The 16,716-nt window shown below is 62.5% G+C and carries 19 protein-coding genes; 10 read left to right on the top strand and 9 right to left on the bottom strand.

Going from position 1 to position 16,716, the window contains the following annotated elements:
• Nucleotides 1-55: 55 nt before the first annotated feature.
• The gene (locus AC2CHD_RS19430) at nt 56-502 is read left to right on the top strand and encodes a GNAT family N-acetyltransferase (protein ID WP_484554979.1); all 447 of its coding nucleotides are present in this window, start codon (nt 56-58) and stop codon (nt 500-502) included.
• Here the strand turns inward: AC2CHD_RS19430 and AC2CHD_RS19425 are convergent.
• The gene (locus AC2CHD_RS19425; protein WP_229449863.1) at nt 499-993 is read right to left on the bottom strand and encodes a hypothetical protein; all 495 of its coding nucleotides are present in this window, start codon (nt 991-993) and stop codon (nt 499-501) included. The genes AC2CHD_RS19430 and AC2CHD_RS19425 overlap by 4 nt on opposite strands.
• Between AC2CHD_RS19425 and AC2CHD_RS19420 the strand changes: the two genes are divergently transcribed.
• Entirely contained in the window at nt 986-2,176 is a 1,191-nt protein-coding gene (locus tag AC2CHD_RS19420) for a vWA domain-containing protein (RefSeq protein WP_484554978.1), read from the top strand. The genes AC2CHD_RS19425 and AC2CHD_RS19420 overlap by 8 nt on opposite strands.
• A 21-nt stretch (nt 2,177-2,197) precedes the next feature.
• Here AC2CHD_RS19420 and AC2CHD_RS19415 read toward each other — a convergent pair whose 3' ends face one another.
• From AC2CHD_RS19415 to hemC, 6 genes are all read right to left on the bottom strand, one after another.
• Nucleotides 2,198-2,983 carry a glutamine amidotransferase gene (locus AC2CHD_RS19415; protein ID WP_484554977.1) on the bottom strand — a complete coding sequence of 262 codons (786 nt, stop codon included), beginning with the start codon at nt 2,981-2,983 and terminating at the stop codon, nt 2,198-2,200.
• Between the two features lie 5 nt (nt 2,984-2,988).
• Nucleotides 2,989-3,453 (bottom strand): tellurite resistance TerB family protein, encoded by a 465-nt coding sequence (locus tag AC2CHD_RS19410; RefSeq protein WP_223021749.1) that lies wholly within the window; start codon nt 3,451-3,453, stop codon nt 2,989-2,991.
• 66 nt (nt 3,454-3,519) lie between these two features.
• Complete coding sequence (locus AC2CHD_RS19405; RefSeq protein ID WP_484554976.1) at nt 3,520-5,160, bottom strand: heme biosynthesis HemY N-terminal domain-containing protein; 1,641 nt, start codon at nt 5,158-5,160, stop codon at nt 3,520-3,522.
• A gap of 6 nt (nt 5,161-5,166) precedes the next feature.
• On the bottom strand, nt 5,167-6,648 hold the full coding sequence (locus AC2CHD_RS19400; RefSeq protein ID WP_484554975.1) for a COG4223 family protein: 1,482 nt from the start codon (nt 6,646-6,648) through the stop codon (nt 5,167-5,169).
• Nucleotides 6,649-6,750: 102 nt separating this feature from the next.
• On the bottom strand, nt 6,751-7,458 hold the full coding sequence (locus AC2CHD_RS19395) for a uroporphyrinogen-III synthase (RefSeq protein ID WP_484554974.1): 708 nt from the start codon (nt 7,456-7,458) through the stop codon (nt 6,751-6,753).
• Nucleotide 7,459: 1 nt separating this feature from the next.
• Nucleotides 7,460-8,389 carry a hydroxymethylbilane synthase gene (gene hemC, locus AC2CHD_RS19390; RefSeq protein ID WP_484554973.1) on the bottom strand — a complete coding sequence of 310 codons (930 nt, stop codon included), beginning with the start codon at nt 8,387-8,389 and terminating at the stop codon, nt 7,460-7,462.
• 93 nt (nt 8,390-8,482) lie between these two features.
• On the opposite strand from hemC, the gene tsaD reads away from it, so the two are divergent.
• The 8 genes from tsaD to AC2CHD_RS19350 all read left to right on the top strand — a co-directional run bounded on the left by tsaD (nt 8,483) and on the right by AC2CHD_RS19350 (nt 14,586).
• Nucleotides 8,483-9,568, top strand: a complete 1,086-nt coding sequence (tsaD, locus tag AC2CHD_RS19385) for a tRNA (adenosine(37)-N6)-threonylcarbamoyltransferase complex transferase subunit TsaD (protein WP_484554972.1) — start codon at nt 8,483-8,485, stop codon at nt 9,566-9,568.
• On the top strand, nt 9,565-10,551 hold the full coding sequence (locus AC2CHD_RS19380; protein ID WP_484554971.1) for an NAD(P)H-dependent glycerol-3-phosphate dehydrogenase: 987 nt from the start codon (nt 9,565-9,567) through the stop codon (nt 10,549-10,551). The genes tsaD and AC2CHD_RS19380 overlap by 4 nt, the downstream gene beginning before the upstream one ends.
• Nucleotides 10,552-10,566: 15 nt before the next feature.
• On the top strand, nt 10,567-10,863 hold the full coding sequence (locus tag AC2CHD_RS19375; protein WP_065818117.1) for a YciI-like protein: 297 nt from the start codon (nt 10,567-10,569) through the stop codon (nt 10,861-10,863).
• Nucleotides 10,863-11,288, top strand: coding sequence for an EVE domain-containing protein (locus AC2CHD_RS19370; protein WP_223005402.1), 426 nt, complete (start codon nt 10,863-10,865; stop codon nt 11,286-11,288). The genes AC2CHD_RS19375 and AC2CHD_RS19370 overlap by 1 nt, the downstream gene beginning before the upstream one ends.
• A gap of 68 nt (nt 11,289-11,356) precedes the next feature.
• Entirely contained in the window at nt 11,357-11,956 is a 600-nt protein-coding gene (locus AC2CHD_RS19365) for a class I SAM-dependent methyltransferase (protein WP_484555087.1), read from the top strand.
• 55 nt (nt 11,957-12,011) lie between these two features.
• A complete protein-coding gene (locus AC2CHD_RS19360) occupies nt 12,012-12,419 on the top strand; it encodes a DUF1761 family protein (RefSeq protein ID WP_065818116.1) in 408 nt (135 codons plus the stop codon).
• A gap of 78 nt (nt 12,420-12,497) precedes the next feature.
• Nucleotides 12,498-12,830 (top strand): helix-turn-helix domain-containing protein, encoded by a 333-nt coding sequence (locus AC2CHD_RS19355; protein ID WP_484554970.1) that lies wholly within the window; start codon nt 12,498-12,500, stop codon nt 12,828-12,830.
• 67 nt (nt 12,831-12,897) lie between these two features.
• Nucleotides 12,898-14,586, top strand: coding sequence for a SulP family inorganic anion transporter (locus AC2CHD_RS19350; RefSeq protein ID WP_484554969.1), 1,689 nt, complete (start codon nt 12,898-12,900; stop codon nt 14,584-14,586).
• Here AC2CHD_RS19350 and AC2CHD_RS19345 read toward each other — a convergent pair whose 3' ends face one another.
• Nucleotides 14,587-15,234 carry a septation protein A gene (locus tag AC2CHD_RS19345; RefSeq protein WP_484554968.1) on the bottom strand — a complete coding sequence of 216 codons (648 nt, stop codon included), beginning with the start codon at nt 15,232-15,234 and terminating at the stop codon, nt 14,587-14,589.
• 2 nt (nt 15,235-15,236) lie between these two features.
• Nucleotides 15,237-16,595: a signal recognition particle-docking protein FtsY gene (gene ftsY / locus AC2CHD_RS19340; RefSeq protein WP_484555086.1), complete on the bottom strand. Its 1,359-nt coding sequence runs from the start codon at nt 16,593-16,595 to the stop codon at nt 15,237-15,239.
• Nucleotides 16,596-16,716: the final 121 nt, after the last annotated feature.

Genomic DNA, 16,716 nt, shown 5'->3' with positions numbered 1-16,716 from the left:
TTGCCAGAACGCCACCCCCCGGCCAGACAGTGCCGCGAAGAAGAGGGAGAACACCATGACCGACATCACCATCCGCCCGTTGATAAAAACCGATGAAGCCGAATGGCGCCGGCTGTGGACGGACTATCTGACATTCTACAAGACGAGCGTGCCCGAAGAGGTCTACGCCACCACATGGAAGCGGCTTTTCGACACTGGCGAATACGAACCCAATGGCCTGATCGCCGAGATGGACGGAAAGCCTGTCGGTCTGGTGCATTACATGTTCCACCGTACCTGCTGGACGGTTGGCAACAACTGCTATCTGCAGGACCTCTACGCCGATCCCACCGTGCGTGGAAAGGGCATTGGCCGGGCGCTGATCGAGGCCGTATACGAAAAGGCGGACGAGGCTGGCGCTGCCAACGTCTACTGGATGACGCAGGATTTCAACGAAACCGCGCGCAAGCTCTATGACCGGATCGCGAAACTGACGCCGTTTATCAAGTACCAGCGGCGCTAGGTCCGGCACGCGGTCTTCTTCGGCTGATCCTTCCGCATCTCTCCATTCAACGTATAGCTCTTCTTCAGATACGAGAGCCCTGCGACGAACCACAGATGAGGGAGGGGCCATTGATGGCGATGCTTCCGCTTCCTTTTCTCCGCGAAATACTCGCTGGAAAGAAATTCCGCGACAGACTGTGTGCCCTTGGCACGGTTGCATTCAAGACAGCATGGCAAAGTGTGTAACCCCGGTGCATAGACACGAGGGACAACATGATCACGTGTTGCCTTGCTAAGCGGCAATGGCTTGCCCACGCCGGCACGACGCCGCATTGGAATTCCGCAATAGGCGCACCAGTTCTTACGGTCATCCTGCCACCAGAAACCGATGAGGGACTCCGCCGAACGTATCAGGGAATGCAATTGATCTGTTTCCATGGCACCTAATGTATGGAATTTCTTCCAACATGAGCCAAATGCTAGATGAAAGTTTTTAATCAAAATGTTCATCCCATTCTTTCTTGAGCTGAAAGCCGCGCGCATTCCTGTTTCGCTGCGCGAATATCTTTCACTGCTGGAGGGGATGGAGAAGGAGCTTGTCTCCTATGATGTGGAGGCGTTCTATTATCTCGCTCGCGCGACGCTGGTGAAGGACGAACGGTATATCGACCGGTTCGATCAGGTGTTCTCGCATGTCTTCAAGGGTGTCGAAGCGGTGTCGGGTGGCGAAGGTGTTGCGCCGCAGGCAATCCCCGAGGAATGGCTGCGCAAGCTGGCGGAAAAGCACCTTAGCGAGGAAGAGAAAAAGCTGGTCGAGGCCATGGGTGGCTTCGAAAAGCTCATGGAAACACTGAAAGAGCGTCTTGCCGAGCAGAAGGGGCGGCATCAAGGGGGCAACAAGTGGATTGGCACCGCCGGCACTTCTCCATTTGGCGCCTATGGCTACAATCCCGAAGGCGTACGCATCGGCCAGCATGAATCGCGCCACCGCCGTGCGGTAAAGGTGTGGGACAAGCGCGAGTTCAAAAATTTCGACGATGCGGTGGAGCTCGGCACGCGCAACATCAAGGTGGCACTGAAGCGGCTGCGCCGCTGGGTGCGCGAGGGCGCGGTGGAAGAGTTCGACCTGCCCGGCACGGTACAGGCCACCGCCGAACACGGCTATCTGGATGTCAAAACCCGGCCCGAACGGCGCAACGCGGTGAAGCTTCTGATGTTTTTCGATGTGGGCGGCTCGATGGACGATCACATCCGCATTGTGGAAGAGCTGTTTTCGGCGGCGCGCGCCGAGTTCAAGCACATGGAATATTATTACTTCCACAACTGCCTCTACGAGGGCGTATGGAAGGACAACCGCCGCCGTTATTCCGAAGTGACACCCACTTTCGATGTGCTCCACAAATTCGGGCCCGACTACAAGGTCATTTTCGTTGGCGATGCTTCAATGAGCCCGTATGAAATCGCCTATCCCGGTGGCTCGGTGGAGCACTGGAACGAGGAAGCCGGCCATATCTGGCTGAACCGCGTTCTCCAGCAATGGCCGAATGCGGTGTGGCTCAACCCGGTGCCGGAAAAACACTGGCGCTACACACACTCAATCCAGATGCTGCAGGAGATTTTCTCAGGCCGTATGTATCCAATGACGCTCGCGGGACTGGAAGCGGCCACGCGGGAGCTTTCGCGGAAGCATTGACCCCGAGGAGGCGCGTTTCGATCAGGCCACGCCCCTGCGCCCGACCATACGCCGGCCCACGGGATGCTGCCCCTTCGCTTCGTCTCCTGTCTGCAGCGTTCCGGTACATTCGCGCCCGAAAATCAGTTCCAGAAACTCCACCAGCCACTGTTTCAGGTGCCGGTCCCAGATGAGGCGGCCCCCCAGATGGTCGCGGCCCTGCTGGGCACCGGGCATGACAAAACGATGCGCGCCACGCACCACCCAGCGCTGCATCATGGCGCGGGTGAGCTCGGCATGGAACTGAACGCCCCAGGCGTTTTCGCCATAGCGGAAGGCCTGATTGGGGTAATGCTCGGCGGTGGCCAGAAGCGTGGCATCCTTCGGCAGAGAGAAGCCTTCACGATGAAACTGGTAGACCATTTCCGGCCAATGGAGCAGTTTGCGTCCGGCGTCCGTTGCGCGCAGCGGATACCAGCCGATCTCCACCAGCCCGTCATCATGGCTCTTCACCTGCCCGCCCAGATGCTTCACCAGCAATTGCGCGCCGAGGCAGATACCGAGAAAGGGCTTGTTTTCGCGTAAGGGCACGGAAAGCCAGTCGGTTTCGTGCTTTACGAACTCATCATGATCATTGGCGCTCATGGGGCCACCGAACATCACCACGCCAGCATGATCTTCAAGCGTTTCAGGCAGAAGATGCCCCAGCGGGGGACGGCGGATATCCAACGAGAAGCCACTTGCCTGCAACACCTGGCCAACACGCCCTGCACTGGATGTTTCCTGATGCAGGACAATCAGGATCCTGCGGCTCGGCTCGGTCCCCATGGCAATCAGCTCTTGGCGTGTTTCTCTTGCATTTCCTGGCGCAGGATTACCCGATCCCGATTGTCGACGCCAATAAGCTCCGCCACACGCCAGACAAGGTTGTCTTCCAACTCATGCATTTCGCCATCGGCGAAGACGATACCCCACATGAGGCCGATGAAGGCCTTTCGCGCATCGGCATCCAGATGCCGTTTCAAAACGCTGGTGAAGGCATAGAGGTCGATTGCCTCTTGTTCGGCTTTCTCACCAGCCTTGACGATCTTCTCAAGCTCCGCCCCCGTCAGATTGTAGGTGCTGGACAGGGTTTCCCTGAGCTTTTCGACCTCAGATGCTTCACGAATGCCATCAGCATCGAGAACGTGGAAAAGCAATGCGGCGGCAGCCACACGCGGATCATCTTCCGGCTTCACCGTCGTTTGGCGGCTGCTGCCTGGAAGATCTTTCAGAAAGGACATAATACTGTCGAACATGAGGGCCTGCTGTTCGGATCACGTGGAGGAGCGACCCGCCGTGAAGCGAATCGCGACATCTCAATCTTAAAATAGGCGGAAGGGACTTTGCGTCGAGCCGTTCTTGTCGTCCGGGTCCACGCCGGGGTCGTCAGGCAATGGCGGTTTGACTGGTTCGTCCTTGGATGAAGGATCTGTCTTCAGCCCGTTGACCGGGACGGGTTTCGGCTGCGGCGCGGGCTTCTGTGAACGAGCTTCCGCATCCGCTGCCTTTTCTTCCGGCTTTGCGTCTTTCGGCTTTTCCGCTTCGACAGGCTCTGCCTCGACTACCACCGGATCGGGTGCCGTCTCGTCGGGTTCACGCGCTTCTTCCGCACCCTCTGGTGCTGCGATGGCAGGCGCCGGCGAGAAATCTTCATCGCCTTCGACCACCTGCGCCAGCCGTTCCATGGGCATGCGCCACTCGAACGCATCCAGCTTGCCGGTGACGGGCGAGATCGGCGCCCAGCGGTCCGCCACATAGCCATCGGCGACCCAGGCGGGATCGCGCGGCGCACGCAGCGCCTTGGCAAGCCACTGGCGCACGCGGCCCTGATCTCCGGTCTCGGCTTCCTCGATGTCGGCCATCAGGAGATAGACGCTTTCGCGCGGCCCCAGCCGGGCGGCTGCCTCGCAGGACTCCCGTGCGAGCTTGAACTCGCCCGCGTCGAGCGCCGCACGGCCAACGATCAGGGCCGATTCCACATTGTTGCGTTTCAGCGACTGGAGTTTCTTGGCGCGCGCCAGACGGTCCTGCGTGGAATCACCGGGGCGAGCATGGATATAGGCTTCCGCAATTTCGGGATGCGGTTCTTTCTTCCAGACGGTCTCCAGAACTTTTGAACCCTTGCGCAACTCGTTTTGGCGGAACAGCGCCCTGGCAGCGGTCACAGCCGCAGGCACGAAATCCGGCCGCAGCTTGTGGGCTTCCATGGCGGCGGTGCGCGCAGCCTGAGGATCGGCGTCCAGCACTTCGAGAGCCTTGGCGGTGAGCAACACGGCGCGACGATCGGTGACGCTCTCGCGCGCATCCTTGCCGCTCGGCTTGCGGCTGCCGAGCAATGCCAATGCCCCATCCCAGTCGCCCTCTGCCGTCTTCCCATCCAGTGTGGCGTTCACGGCCCAGTCAAGCTGGGGTGCATCTTCCACCGCCCGCTCCGCATAATGGCGGGCAACCTCGCGCTCACCCATTCGCTCGGCCTCGAGATACAGTCCGCGCAGACCCAGAAGACGCATCTCGGGATCGTCGAGCATCGCGGTGAACTTGTCGCGCGCCGCTTGCCGATCACCGTCCAGCAATGCTGCCTGCGCATCGAGAAGATGGATGAGCGGCTCCTGATCGGAAGAAATGAGCTTGGCCGCCTGCTGGCTCATGCGCCGCGCCAGACCGCCATCACCGGCGCCGGCCGCTATCATCCCGGTGGAAAGCGCCTGATAGCCGCGATCGCGACGACGCACACGGAAATATCGCGCAACCGCATAAGGGCTCGTCCAGATGCTGCGGATCAGCCACCACAGGATCATCACCGCCGCAACGATGGCCACAATTGCGACGGCGGCCACCATGAGCGAAACCTCATAGCGATAGCCCGCGAAGGTGACGACGAGATCGCCCGGACGCTCGGCCAGCCAGGCAAAGCCCAGCCCCAGAAGGAAGACGACAACAAGATAGAAGAGAATACGGAACATCTGCGCTTATGCCCCCTTCAGCGCATCGGCGAGCGCCCTGTTCAATATCTGGTCGGCGGCCTGACGGGCCCTGAGCTTTTCAGCGAAATCGGCGCCGGCCTGTTTGCCTGCCTCCGGCAGAGCCTCGTATTCGGCAAGCGCCTTTTCATAATCATTGGCGACCACGGCCGCTTCCATGCGTGCGGCAATCGCGTCCGGCCCATCGCCTTCGACGCTGCCCACCGGACGCACCACCACGAGCGAGCGGGCGCTGGCCATCAGATTATCGATGATGCCGCCACCGCCATCGCCCGCCTGGCGCGTGGTGGCGGCCACGATGCGGCTCGCCACTTCGGGCGCCTCGGCGGCAAGCGCCGCGCGGCTCGGCACACCGGAGTTCGCATTCGCCTCAAGCGGCGCCAGCGCCTCGGCCTCACCCTCGGGTGCGATGGCAGTATAGGTCTCAAGCTCGCTGGCATAAGGCGTGCCGCGCTCCACAGCAGATTTCAGCGTGGTCGCGGCAATGACCAACGCCATGCGCGGGGCGGCATCCGCCTCCTCAGCCTGCGCCTTCAGCGCGTCGACCTCGGTCTTCAGTGTGGAAAGAGCCGCGGCGTTGTCAGACGCCGTCTGGCTCGCCGTACCGGCCACTTCGGATGCTTCCCGCACGCTGGCCTCTATCGACGAGATCCGGGAGGTTACATCTTCAAGCGCGGCTCCTGTTTCACCGGCTGCCGACAGGCCCTGCGTCTTTTCCTCAAGCGCTGCAAGCCGATCCGAGATCGCCTCAAGTCCCGGCCCCTCGCCGGCTTCGCCTGAGGAGATCGATTCGCGCAGCGCCGTAATCTCATTTCCCAGCTCGGAAAGGCGCTGCTCGGTTGCGCCGGCGCGCTCACGCGCCTCGATCAACGCGGCCTCCACCGCTTCAGTGTTGCCGCTGGCGGCAGGCTGATCGCCCAACCTGCTTTCAAGGGCTGCCACCTGCTGACGGAGTGTTTCCACCGCCGGGTCGGCGGCATCACCGCCCCTGTCGGGAGCCGGCAGGATGCCTCCCCACTGCAGGCCACCTGCAAGTGCCAACGCAACGACACCGCCGACAACACCACCGATAGCCGCACGGCCAGCGCCGCCCCCGCCTGTGGCGGGCGGGGAGCGCTCGGGTTTTGCGGATTTCTTTTCGGCATCAGCCTTGCTGACATGTGCACCACCAGCTTTCGCTTCGCGCCCGAACCCGGCATCCTTGTTCGCGGGCTTGTCTCTGGACGCGGCGGCAGGCTTTTCGTCTTTTGGAGCGGTCGAGGGGGCGGGCTTGGCAGATGTCTCCGTCCCGGAGGCCTCCGGCTTCGCTTCCGCGCCCATTTGCGCGGCCTGCCCGGCTGCCTGTTTGCTGGCTTCACCGGGCGCGTCAGGCTTGTCGACCTTTTCCTTCTTCACCTGATCGGGATCCAGATCGATGGTCACTGGCTCCTTCTGGGTTTTGGAATGACGCGTTCTCGGCGTTTTGACCATCAGGCAACTCCGCTGCAAAAGACTGACCCTGCACTATGTGCAGTGCATATAAGTTCCTATCACACCCCCATGTGGTGAAAACAGGGGCTCACAGGATTGCGGTTACGTCTTTAGCAGAAAGAGCAGACGATCTTCCGACGGAAAATCCGCAATTCGAACGGTTTTTGCGACATCCTGACCCAAAACCCCGGCAATACGCTCTGAGAGACAATAAAATGTCGCAGCTGCCAAATTTGTTCCCAAGACAGACCGCTCCATGAGGCGCACAAGCTGGCTTGCACCATTGGCCGAATAAAGCAGCACGTCATCGACAGGGCGCTCGCCGATAACCGACCGGATAGCGCTCTCTGAAGGATCCAGCGGCAGTGTGTCGTAAATCTCGACCAGACGTGGGCGGTGGCCTGCCGCTCGAAGCCCTGTTTCCAGCACGTGGCGGCGCACACGCCCGCAAAGCACCGTTATATGGGCGGGAGCCGCGAAAGCCCCGTCGATGCGCACCGCCAGCCGCTCCGCATCGCCCGCCTCGTCATCGACCACATTGAGCCCGGCAGCACGCGCGGCATCACCGGTGCGGTGTCCCACGGCGAAGACCGGCTTGCCCTTCAATGCGTCGAAAATGGATTGTGGCGCATGGCGGATCGCATTGGGGCTGGTGACAGCGACAACATCCACCGCTTCGGCGTGGATGGCGGGGTGAAGCGGCACAGTCTCCGTGAGCGGCAGGACGAGGGGCTCGAACCCCATTTCAGCGAGCCTGCCTGCCGTTTCCGAAGCGCCCGGCTCCGGACGCGTGACCAGCACCCGCCGCATCTTACTGCCAGCTATCGAAGAACCGCGTACCGGCCTTCTCGCGGATTTCCGCGCCTGCCTCCGCGCCGAGGCGCACGGCATCCACTGCCAGGCCCTCAGTTGCGATCTCATGGGTCTCACGGCCATCGGGCGTGAGGATCAGACCCGAAAAACGCAGCCTGTCGCCCTCTATGCGGGCAAGGCCTGCAATGGGTGTACGGCAGGAACCGTCCAGTGCACCGAGAAAAGCGCGTTCGCAAAGCAGCGCATCGCCCGTTTCGGCATGATGGATCGCGGCGATCATCGGCCCGATGCGCACATCACCGATGCGGCTTTCGATGCAGATCGCGCCTTGCCCCAGTGCCGGCGGAAAGCGTTCGGGGTCCATCACCTCGGTCGCTATATGCGGCATGCCGAGCCGGTTGAGCCCGGCAAGCGCCAGAAGCGTGCCCTCGGCGACGCCTTCCTCCAACTTGCGCAGGCGCGTCTGCACATTGCCACGGAACATGCCGACATCGAGATCCGGGCGCAGCCGCAGCACCAGCGCCTGACGGCGCAGCGAAGAGGTGCCGAGCTTGGCGCCCCGCGGCAAATCCTCGAGCTTTGCAATGGAGCGGCCAATGAAAACATCGCGCACATCCTCACGTTCAAGAAACGCGGAGATTTCCAGACCGTCGGGCAGAACGGTGGGCATGTCCTTGGAGGAATGCACGGCCAGATCGATGCGGCCATCGAGCATGGCCTCCTCGATTTCCTTGGTGAAAAGCCCCTTGCCGCCGGCCTGCGAGAGCGGGCGATCCTGAATGCGATCGCCCGAAGTGGAGATGACGACGATCTCGAACGCCTCTTCAGGCATGCCATGCGCCGCCATGAGGCGCGCGCGCACCTCTGCCGCCTGAGCCACTGCCAGAGCGCTTCCGCGCGTGCCGATCTTCACCACATCAGTTTGCATGCCGTCATGTCCGTGCTAACCCGCATCCGAACCGGATGCATCACACCCCTAACGGGGATTGGCTGCAACGGCAACATGAGCGGGTAAGGCTGAATGACGCGCATCCTTGGCATCGAGACGAGTTGCGACGAGACGGCGGCGGCCGTGATCGAAAAATCCGGAGAGGAGACCAAAATCCTGTCCAATGTGGTTTTGAGCCAGATTGCCGACCATGCCGCCTTTGGCGGCGTGGTGCCGGAAATCGCAGCCCGCGCCCATGTGGAAGCGCTGGACGGAGTGGTGAAAGCCGCGCTCGATGAAGCGGGCCTCCCGCTAAAAGACATCGACGCCATCGCCGCCACGGCAGGTCCCGGCCTGATCGGTGGGCTGATCGTGGGGCTGACCACCGCCAAGGCGATCGCGGCGGCGAGCGGCAAGCCGCTCATTCCCGTCAACCATCTGGAAGGCCATGCGCTGACGGCACGGCTGACCGACGGGATCGATTTTCCCTATCTGCTTCTGCTCGTCTCCGGCGGGCATACGCAGATCGTTCATGTGGAGGGCGTCGGGCGCTATCAGCGCTGGGCCTCCACCATAGACGATGCGCTGGGCGAGGCATTCGACAAGACAGCCAAGCTCCTCGGCCTGCCCTATCCCGGCGGCCCCAGCGTGGAAATGGCGGCAGCGGAGGGCGACCCGGCGCGCTTTGCCTTTCCGCGCCCATTGAAAGGTGAATCACGACCCGATTTCTCCTTCTCCGGCCTCAAGGCCGCGGTGCGGCGTGAAGCCACCGCACTTGCGCCACTCAGTGAAAAAGACATCGCCGACATCTGTGCGTCATTCCAGCAGGCGGTGACCGAAACACTGACCGACCGGCTTGCTCGAAGTCTCGCCCGCTTCCGGGAAACGCATCCCGATCTCAAAACTCCGGCCCTTGTGGTGGCGGGCGGTGTGGCGGCCAATCAGGCAATTCGCTCTGCACTCGATACACTCTGCGAGAAGGCCGGTTTCCGGCTCATCGCCCCGCCCTTGCGCCTATGCGGTGACAATGCCGCGATGATCGCCTGGGCCGGTCTGGAAAGGTTGGCAGCAGGCCTTGAAGAAGAGGAGACCCTCGGCTTCGCCCCGCGCCCGCGCTGGCCGCTGGATCAGGCATCGGCCCCACTCTTCGGCGCGGGCAAACGGGGAGCAAAGGCATGAGAACACCATGGACCATCGCTGTTCTGGGCGCAGGCGCATGGGGGACGGCGCTGGGCGCGACAATGCTCACGAGCGGGCATCGCGCCAAACTTTGGGCGCGCGACGAAGCGCTGGCACTGGCGATCAATGCCGATCACATCAACGAACGCTACCTGCCCGGCTTGAAGCTCGATCAAAAGCTTGCTGCAACGAACAGCATGGAGAATGCACTCGAGAATGCCGACTGCATTCTTGCCGTGACACCAGCGCAGACCCTGCGGGCGGTTCTTGCCGATGCCGGCCCGCATGTGCCGAAGGGGGTACCCATCGTGCTATGCGCCAAGGGCATCGAACGCGAGACGGGCAGGCTAATGTCCGAAATCGCCTCCGAGATGCTGCCTGAAAACCCTGTGGCCGCGCTGTCCGGGCCGAGCTTCGCCAGCGATCTGGCGCGCGGCCTGCCGACCGCCGTGACGGTGGCGGCAAAAAATGCCGGTCTGGCGATGACGCTCGCCGAACAGCTCTCCGCGCCGCGCCTGCGCTGCTATTCGACCGACGATCTAACGGGCGTTGAAATCGGCGGCGCGCTGAAGAACGTTCTGGCCATCGCTGCCGGCGCCACACACGGAGCCGGGCTCGGCGCCAGCGCATCGGCAGCGCTCATCACGCGTGGTTTCGTGGAATTGCGGCGCATCGGCGAGGCCTTCGGAGCGCGGCCCGACACGCTGATGGGGCTTTCCGGTCTCGGTGACCTGATCCTGACCTGCGGCTCAGAGCAATCGCGCAATTTTGCCTATGGAGCAGCGCTCGGTCGCGGCGAGAGCCTTGAAGGCCGGCCGCTTGCCGAAGGCGCCCATACGGCCGGCATCGCCGCGCGCATCGTGCGCGAACGCGGCCTCGAAGCACCCATTATCGAAAGCGTGACAGAACTTCTCAAAGGCAGGCTGACTGTGCCGGCTGCTATGGAAGCCCTGCTTTCGCGCCCGCTCAAGAGTGAAACCTGACAAAAGGGGAAAGGCATGATCTTCGCCATCATCTGCCGGGACAGGCCCGGCCATCTGGAAACGCGCATGAGCACACGGCCCGAACACGTGGAATTCCTGAACGGGCTCAACGAAAACGGCGCACTGAAATTTGCAGGGCCATTCCTTGACGATGAAGGCAAGCCCTGCGGCAGCCTTGTCGCGGTGGAGGCCGAGGACCAGGCGGCAGCGGAACTGATCGCCGCCGCAGACCCCTATGCTCTTGCGGGCCTTTTCGAATCCGTTGAAATACGGGCCTGGAACTGGGTCTTCAACAATCCGGAGAATGCGTGATGGCCTATTGGCTGTTCAAGTCCGAGCCTTCCACCTGGTCGTGGGAGATGCAGAAGAAAAAGGGTGACAAGGGCGAGCAGTGGGACGGCGTGCGCAACTATCAGGCGCGCAACAACATGCGCGAGATGAAGCTCGGCGATCTCGGCTTCTTCTACCACTCGGTCAAGGAAACCTCTGTGGTGGGCATCGTGGAAGTGTGCGCGCTGGCGCATCCCGACACCACGACGGATGACCCGCGCTGGGAATGCGTGGATATCCGCGCCGTCAAGGACATCCCCCGTCCCGTCACGCTGGCCGAAATCAAGGCCAACCCGGCGCTGTCGGAGATGATTCTGGTCAACAATTCGAGGCTTTCCGTGCAGCCGGTGCGGCCTGACGAATGGGCCGAGATCTGCCGCATGGGCGGCCTCGACAAGGCGCCCTGAGCCTTTCCCCCGTGCGGCGCATCACCCCGGACAATGCGGCGGCGTTCATCCACGCCAACACGGCGCTGATGCGCCCGCCACATGTGCCGGAGATCGCGCTCCATCTGGCCGATGAAGCACACGATCTTTGGCAACGCACGGAGGAGGAGCTTGCAGAGATCGGCCTGCCGCCCCCTTTCTGGGCCTTCGCATGGGCGGGTGGTCAGGGGCTTTCGCGCTACATTCTCGATCACCCCGAAACCGTGCGGGGGAAAACCGTTCTCGACTTTGCGACCGGATCCGGGCTTGTCGCCATCGCCGCCATGAAGGCAGGCGCGAAACATGTTCTGGCAGCGGACATCGACCCGTTCAGCGGACCGGCCTGTGCGCTGAACATGGCCGCGAACGATGTGCAGTTCGAGACCACGCAGGAAGACCTCACCGGCGCAACAGGCGAATGGGACGTGGTGCTTGCCGGCGATGTGTTCTACGACCGGGCGATGACCGACACGCTGGTGCCATGGTTCGAGCGCCTGTCAGACACAGGCGCGACGGTCATTGTCGGCGACCCCGGCCGGAGCTACCTGCCGCGCGAACACCTTGCCGAACTGGCGAGTTATATCGTGCCGGTGACCCGTGCGCTCGAAGACGCAGAGGTGAAGCGTACTACCGTCTGGCAATTCGCTTGACCGCTTTGTGGAGTGCGGGTTCAATCCGCCCTGCTGGACATGTGAGGAGAACCCCATGGATTTCGCCGGTCTCAACTATCTCGCCATCCTCGTTGCCGCCATCGCAGCGTTCATGTTCGGCGCCATTTATTACGGCGCGCTCGGCAAGCCATGGATGAAGGCCGCTCGCATCAAGCCCGAAGACGCCAGGATGGAACCGTCGCTCTTCATCACCTCATTCGTGGCCGAACTGATCATGGCATGGGTTCTGGCCGGCGTGATCGGCCATCTGGGCGCAGGCCAAGTGACCTTCTGGAACGGCGTTGTCTCCGGTGCCTTCATCTGGCTCGGCTTCATGGCCACGACCGTTGCTGTCAACCAGCGCTATGAAGGCTTTGGCTGGGACCTGACCCTGATCGACGCCGGCCACTGGCTGGGTGTCGCCCTTATCATGGGCGGGGTGATCGGACTTTTCGGCGTCTGACCCGTTTAAAACCATCAATATTGATGTTCTAGACATCAATACTAAAAGACTGTATATACTCTCGAAGACGGAGCGCCAATGATAACCGCAGCACAGATGCGCGCCGCCCGAGCCCTTTTGGGCATCGACCAGAAGCAGCTGGCCGAGCTTTCGGGCGTTTCCCTGCCGACTATCCAGAGGATGGAGGCAAGCGAAGGCAATGTGCGCGGTGTGGTCGACACGCTTTCCAAGGTGGTCGAGGCGCTGGGGGCAGCCGGCATCGAGCTGATCGGTGACCATGCACCCAGCCACGGCACCGGACGTGGTGTACGCTTCAGAGAGCCATCCCCGGCAAAAGGCGAAAACCGTCTGAGACAACGCAGTTCCAGCAAAAGTGGAACCGGTTTGCGTCCAGAACTGCGGGAACGATGAGAACGCAACGGCGACCGCCTGCAAATCCGCCGACGGCCTTCCGCTGCCGATGGTATGAGGCTTTCCCATGCAGGCGAGCGCCACGCGCCCCGGCTTCACTGCTCTGTTCACACCCAAACTGCTGACCGTGCTGCGCGAGGGCTATGGTCCTGCCGCGCTCAAGGCCGACATCGTTGCCGGCCTGACGGTCGCGATCATCGCGCTGCCCTTGTCCATGGCCATCGCCATCGCTTCGGGCGTGCCGCCGGAGCGCGGGCTCTACACGGCCATTGTCGGCGGCTTTCTGGTTTCAGCGCTTGGCGGCAGCCGGTTTCAGATCGGCGGCCCGGCGGGCGCGTTCATCGTGCTCGTTTTCGCAACGGTGCAGGCGCACGGCATGGACGGGCTGATCCTCGCCACCTTCCTCTCCGGTTTCATCCTGCTTGCCATTGGTCTCTTGAGGCTCGGCACCTTCATCAAATATGTGCCTTACCCGGTCACGGTGGGCTTTACCTCCGGCATCGCCGTCATCATCCTGACGAGCCAGCTCAAGGATTTCTTCGGCCTGACGCTGACGGGCGCGGAACCCGGGCCATTCATTCCCAAATTGCAGGCGCTGGCGGAAGCCGCGCCGACGGTGAACGCCGCAGCACTTCTGCTGGCGCTTGGCTCGGTGGCGGCGATCGTCGGGCTGCGCCGCTGGCGGCCGCATTGGCCGGGCTTTCTGATCGCCGTGGTGGCGGCCACGCTGGTCGCATGGGCGCTGGGTCTGCCGGTGGAAACCATCGGCTCGCGGTTTGGCGGCATTCCGCAGATGCTGCCTGCCCCGCACCTGCCGGACCTGAGCACCGAAAAGATCATGGCGGTTCTGCCCGCCGCGTTCTCGTTTGCGCTTCTGGGCGGCATTGAGAGCCTGCTTTCGGCGGTGGTGGCCGATTCCATGACCGGCCGCCGGCACCGCTCCAACAGCGAGTTGGTGGCGCAGGGCGCGGCCAATATCGGTTCGGCGCTGTTTGGCGGTTTCTGTGTGACCGGAACCATCGCACGCACGGCAGCCAATGTGCGGGCCGGCGCGCGCGGGCCTGTTTCGGGCATGCTGCATTCACTGTTTCTTCTGGCGTTCATGCTGGTGGCGGCGCCGCTGGCACGCTTCATCCCGCTTGCAGCCCTTGCCGCAATTCTGGCGGTGGTTGCATGGAACATGGCGGAGAAGCACCAGTTCGCAGCACTGCTGCGCTCCTCGTGGGGCGACGCTGTGGTGCTTCTGGTGACGTTTCTGCTGGTGGTGTTCCGCGATCTGACGGAGGGCATTCTGGTGGGCTTCGGCCTCGGCGCGCTGCTCTTTTTGCACCGCATGTCGGAAGCGGTGCGCGTGGAGCATGGCGTTTCATCGCTGACCGATCAGCCTGACAATGGCGAACGTCCATACAACGCCGAGATTGCAACCGACGACGATGTGGTTGTCTATCGCATTGCCGGCGCGTTCTTCTTCGGCGCAGCGGCTGCGGTGGGGGCCGCACTCGACCGGATCGGCGGCCAGCCAAAAGCCTATGTCATCGACATCGGCTCGGTGAGCTTTCTCGATTCCACGGCGGCTGCAACCATTGAAGGTTTCGTGCGCAAGGCGCGCCAGAAGGGAACGAATGTCTATCTCGTGGGGGCGAGCCAGCCGGTGCGCAAATTGCTGCGCACCCACGGGATGCGGCCACCCGCACTCCGGTTCTACAGCCGGCTGGACGACGCCATCGCCGCTGCAAGGCGGGATGCGGCTGAGTAGCTACTTCGTGGGCTCTTCCAGCGAGTGCTTCATGATCAGCGGCATCTGGCTCATCGTGAAGAGAATGGTGATCGGCATGATGCCCCACACCTTGAAGGCGACCCAGGTGTCGGTGGAGAACATCCGCCACACCACCTCGTTGACCACCGCCAGGAAGATGAAGAACAGGCCCCAGCGCAGAGTGAGCTTGCGCCAGCCTTCCGCATCCAGCTTGAAAGCGGAATCGAACACATAGCCGAGCAGCGACTTTCCGAAGGCGAGACCGCCCAGAAGCACCACGCCGAACAGCGTGTTGACGATGGTCGGCTTCATCTTGATGAAGATTTCGCTGTGCAGGTAGAGCGTCAGCGCGCCGAACACGAACACCACCACGCCCGAAACGAGCGGCATGATGGGAAGAGTGCGGGTGAGAATCCAGGAGGCTGTGAGCGCAATGGCCGTCGCGGCCATGAAGAGCGCGGTCGCCACAAAAAGCGGTCCACCGAGACTGCCCAGCGCCGGGAAACGCTCCACCAGCCACTCACCACGCGAATTGGCGAAGAAGAACACCATGAGTGGCCCCAGCTCCAGCGCCAGCTTTAAGAGCGGGTTGATCTCCTTGCGCTTGGGATCGGCGGGATCGCGTTCGAAGACGGGTTTTTCGCTCACGCTTACTGAACTCCTGCAATCGCCTTGGCGAAATCACTCGCCGAGAAGGGTTCGAGATCGTCGACCTGCTCGCCGACGCCGATGAAATAGACTGGCAGCTTGTGCTTGGCGGCGATGGAAACAAGGATGCCGCCGCGCGCCGTGCCATCGAGCTTGGTCATGACCAGGCCGTTGACGCCGGCAACATTGCGGAAGATTTCGACCTGATTAAGGGCATTCTGCCCGGTGGTTGCATCCACCGTCTGGAGGACGGTGTGCGGCGCATCGGGATCGTGCTTGCCAAGCACACGCACGATCTTTTCAAGCTCGGCCATCAGCTCGGCCTTGTTCTGCAGGCGTCCGGCGGTGTCGATGATCAGCACGTCGGAGCCGGCTTCCTTCGCCTTTTCATAGGCATCATAGGCAAGACCCGCCGCATCCGCGCCGAGTTTTGAGGAAACGACCGGCGAACCGGTGCGCTCGCCCCAAATCTTGAGCTGTTCGATCGCGGCGGCGCGGAACGTGTCGCCGGCCCCCAGCGTCACCGAAAGCCCGCCCTCGGTGAGCTTTGCAGCCAGCTTGCCGATGGTGGTCGTCTTGCCGGTGCCGTTGACACCGACCACAAGGATGACATGCGGCTTGTGCGACAGGTCGAGCTCGAGAGGCATGGCGACGGGTGCCAAGACCTTCTCGATTTCCTCGGCCATGACAGCCTGCACTTCTTCACCGGAAACATCCTTGCCGTAACGGCCCGACGCCAGCGCGTCGGTGACACGCATCGCGGTCTCGAGCCCCAGATCGGCGCGCAGGAGCACGTCTTCCAGATCCTGAAGCGTGTCGTCGTCCAGCTTGCGCTTGGTGAATACGCCGGCGATGGAATCGCGCAGCTCGCGCGATGAACGCGAAAGCCCCTCGCGCAGACGCTGGAACCATGGCTTGCGCGGTTCGGACGCTTGTGGCTCGGGCGCCTTCTCTTCCACGCGCTCAACGGCTTTGGAGACGGCGATCTTGCCTGCGGCAGCGGCTGGCGCGGATTCGGCGACGGACGTGATGTCGTCAACCTCGCGTCGCCCCTCATCCTCACCTTCTCCCCGTTCACGGGGAGAAGGGGGCACGGGCGCCGCGTCTGGTTCTGCGGCCTTCGGTTCCGGGGCTTCGTCGGCCTCGGCCTTTTCCGCAACCTCGATGACGGGCTCCGCTTCCTTCTCCCCGCCTGCGGGGAGAAGGTGGTCCGAAGGACCGGATGAGGGGCGGGCGTCGTCGGCCGAGGGTGTCGGCGCGGCTTCGACGGCGGGCGTGATGTCGTCAACGTCGCGCTGCCCCTCATCCTCACCTTCTCCCCGCTCGCGGGGCGAAGGGGTCGCGGGCGCTGCGTCTGAAATTTCGACCCTAGGCTCTGGCTCTGGCTCTGGCTCTGGCTCTGGCTCTGGCTCTGGCTCTGGCTCTGGCTCTGGCTCTGGCTCTGGCTCTGGCTCTGGCTCTGGCTCTGGCTCTGGCTCTGGC

Source organism: Nitratireductor sp. ATLC21 (genome assembly GCF_057196525.1).
The sequence above is the reverse complement of the archived record's forward strand: the minus strand, read 5'-3'. Positions and strand labels throughout refer to the sequence as shown.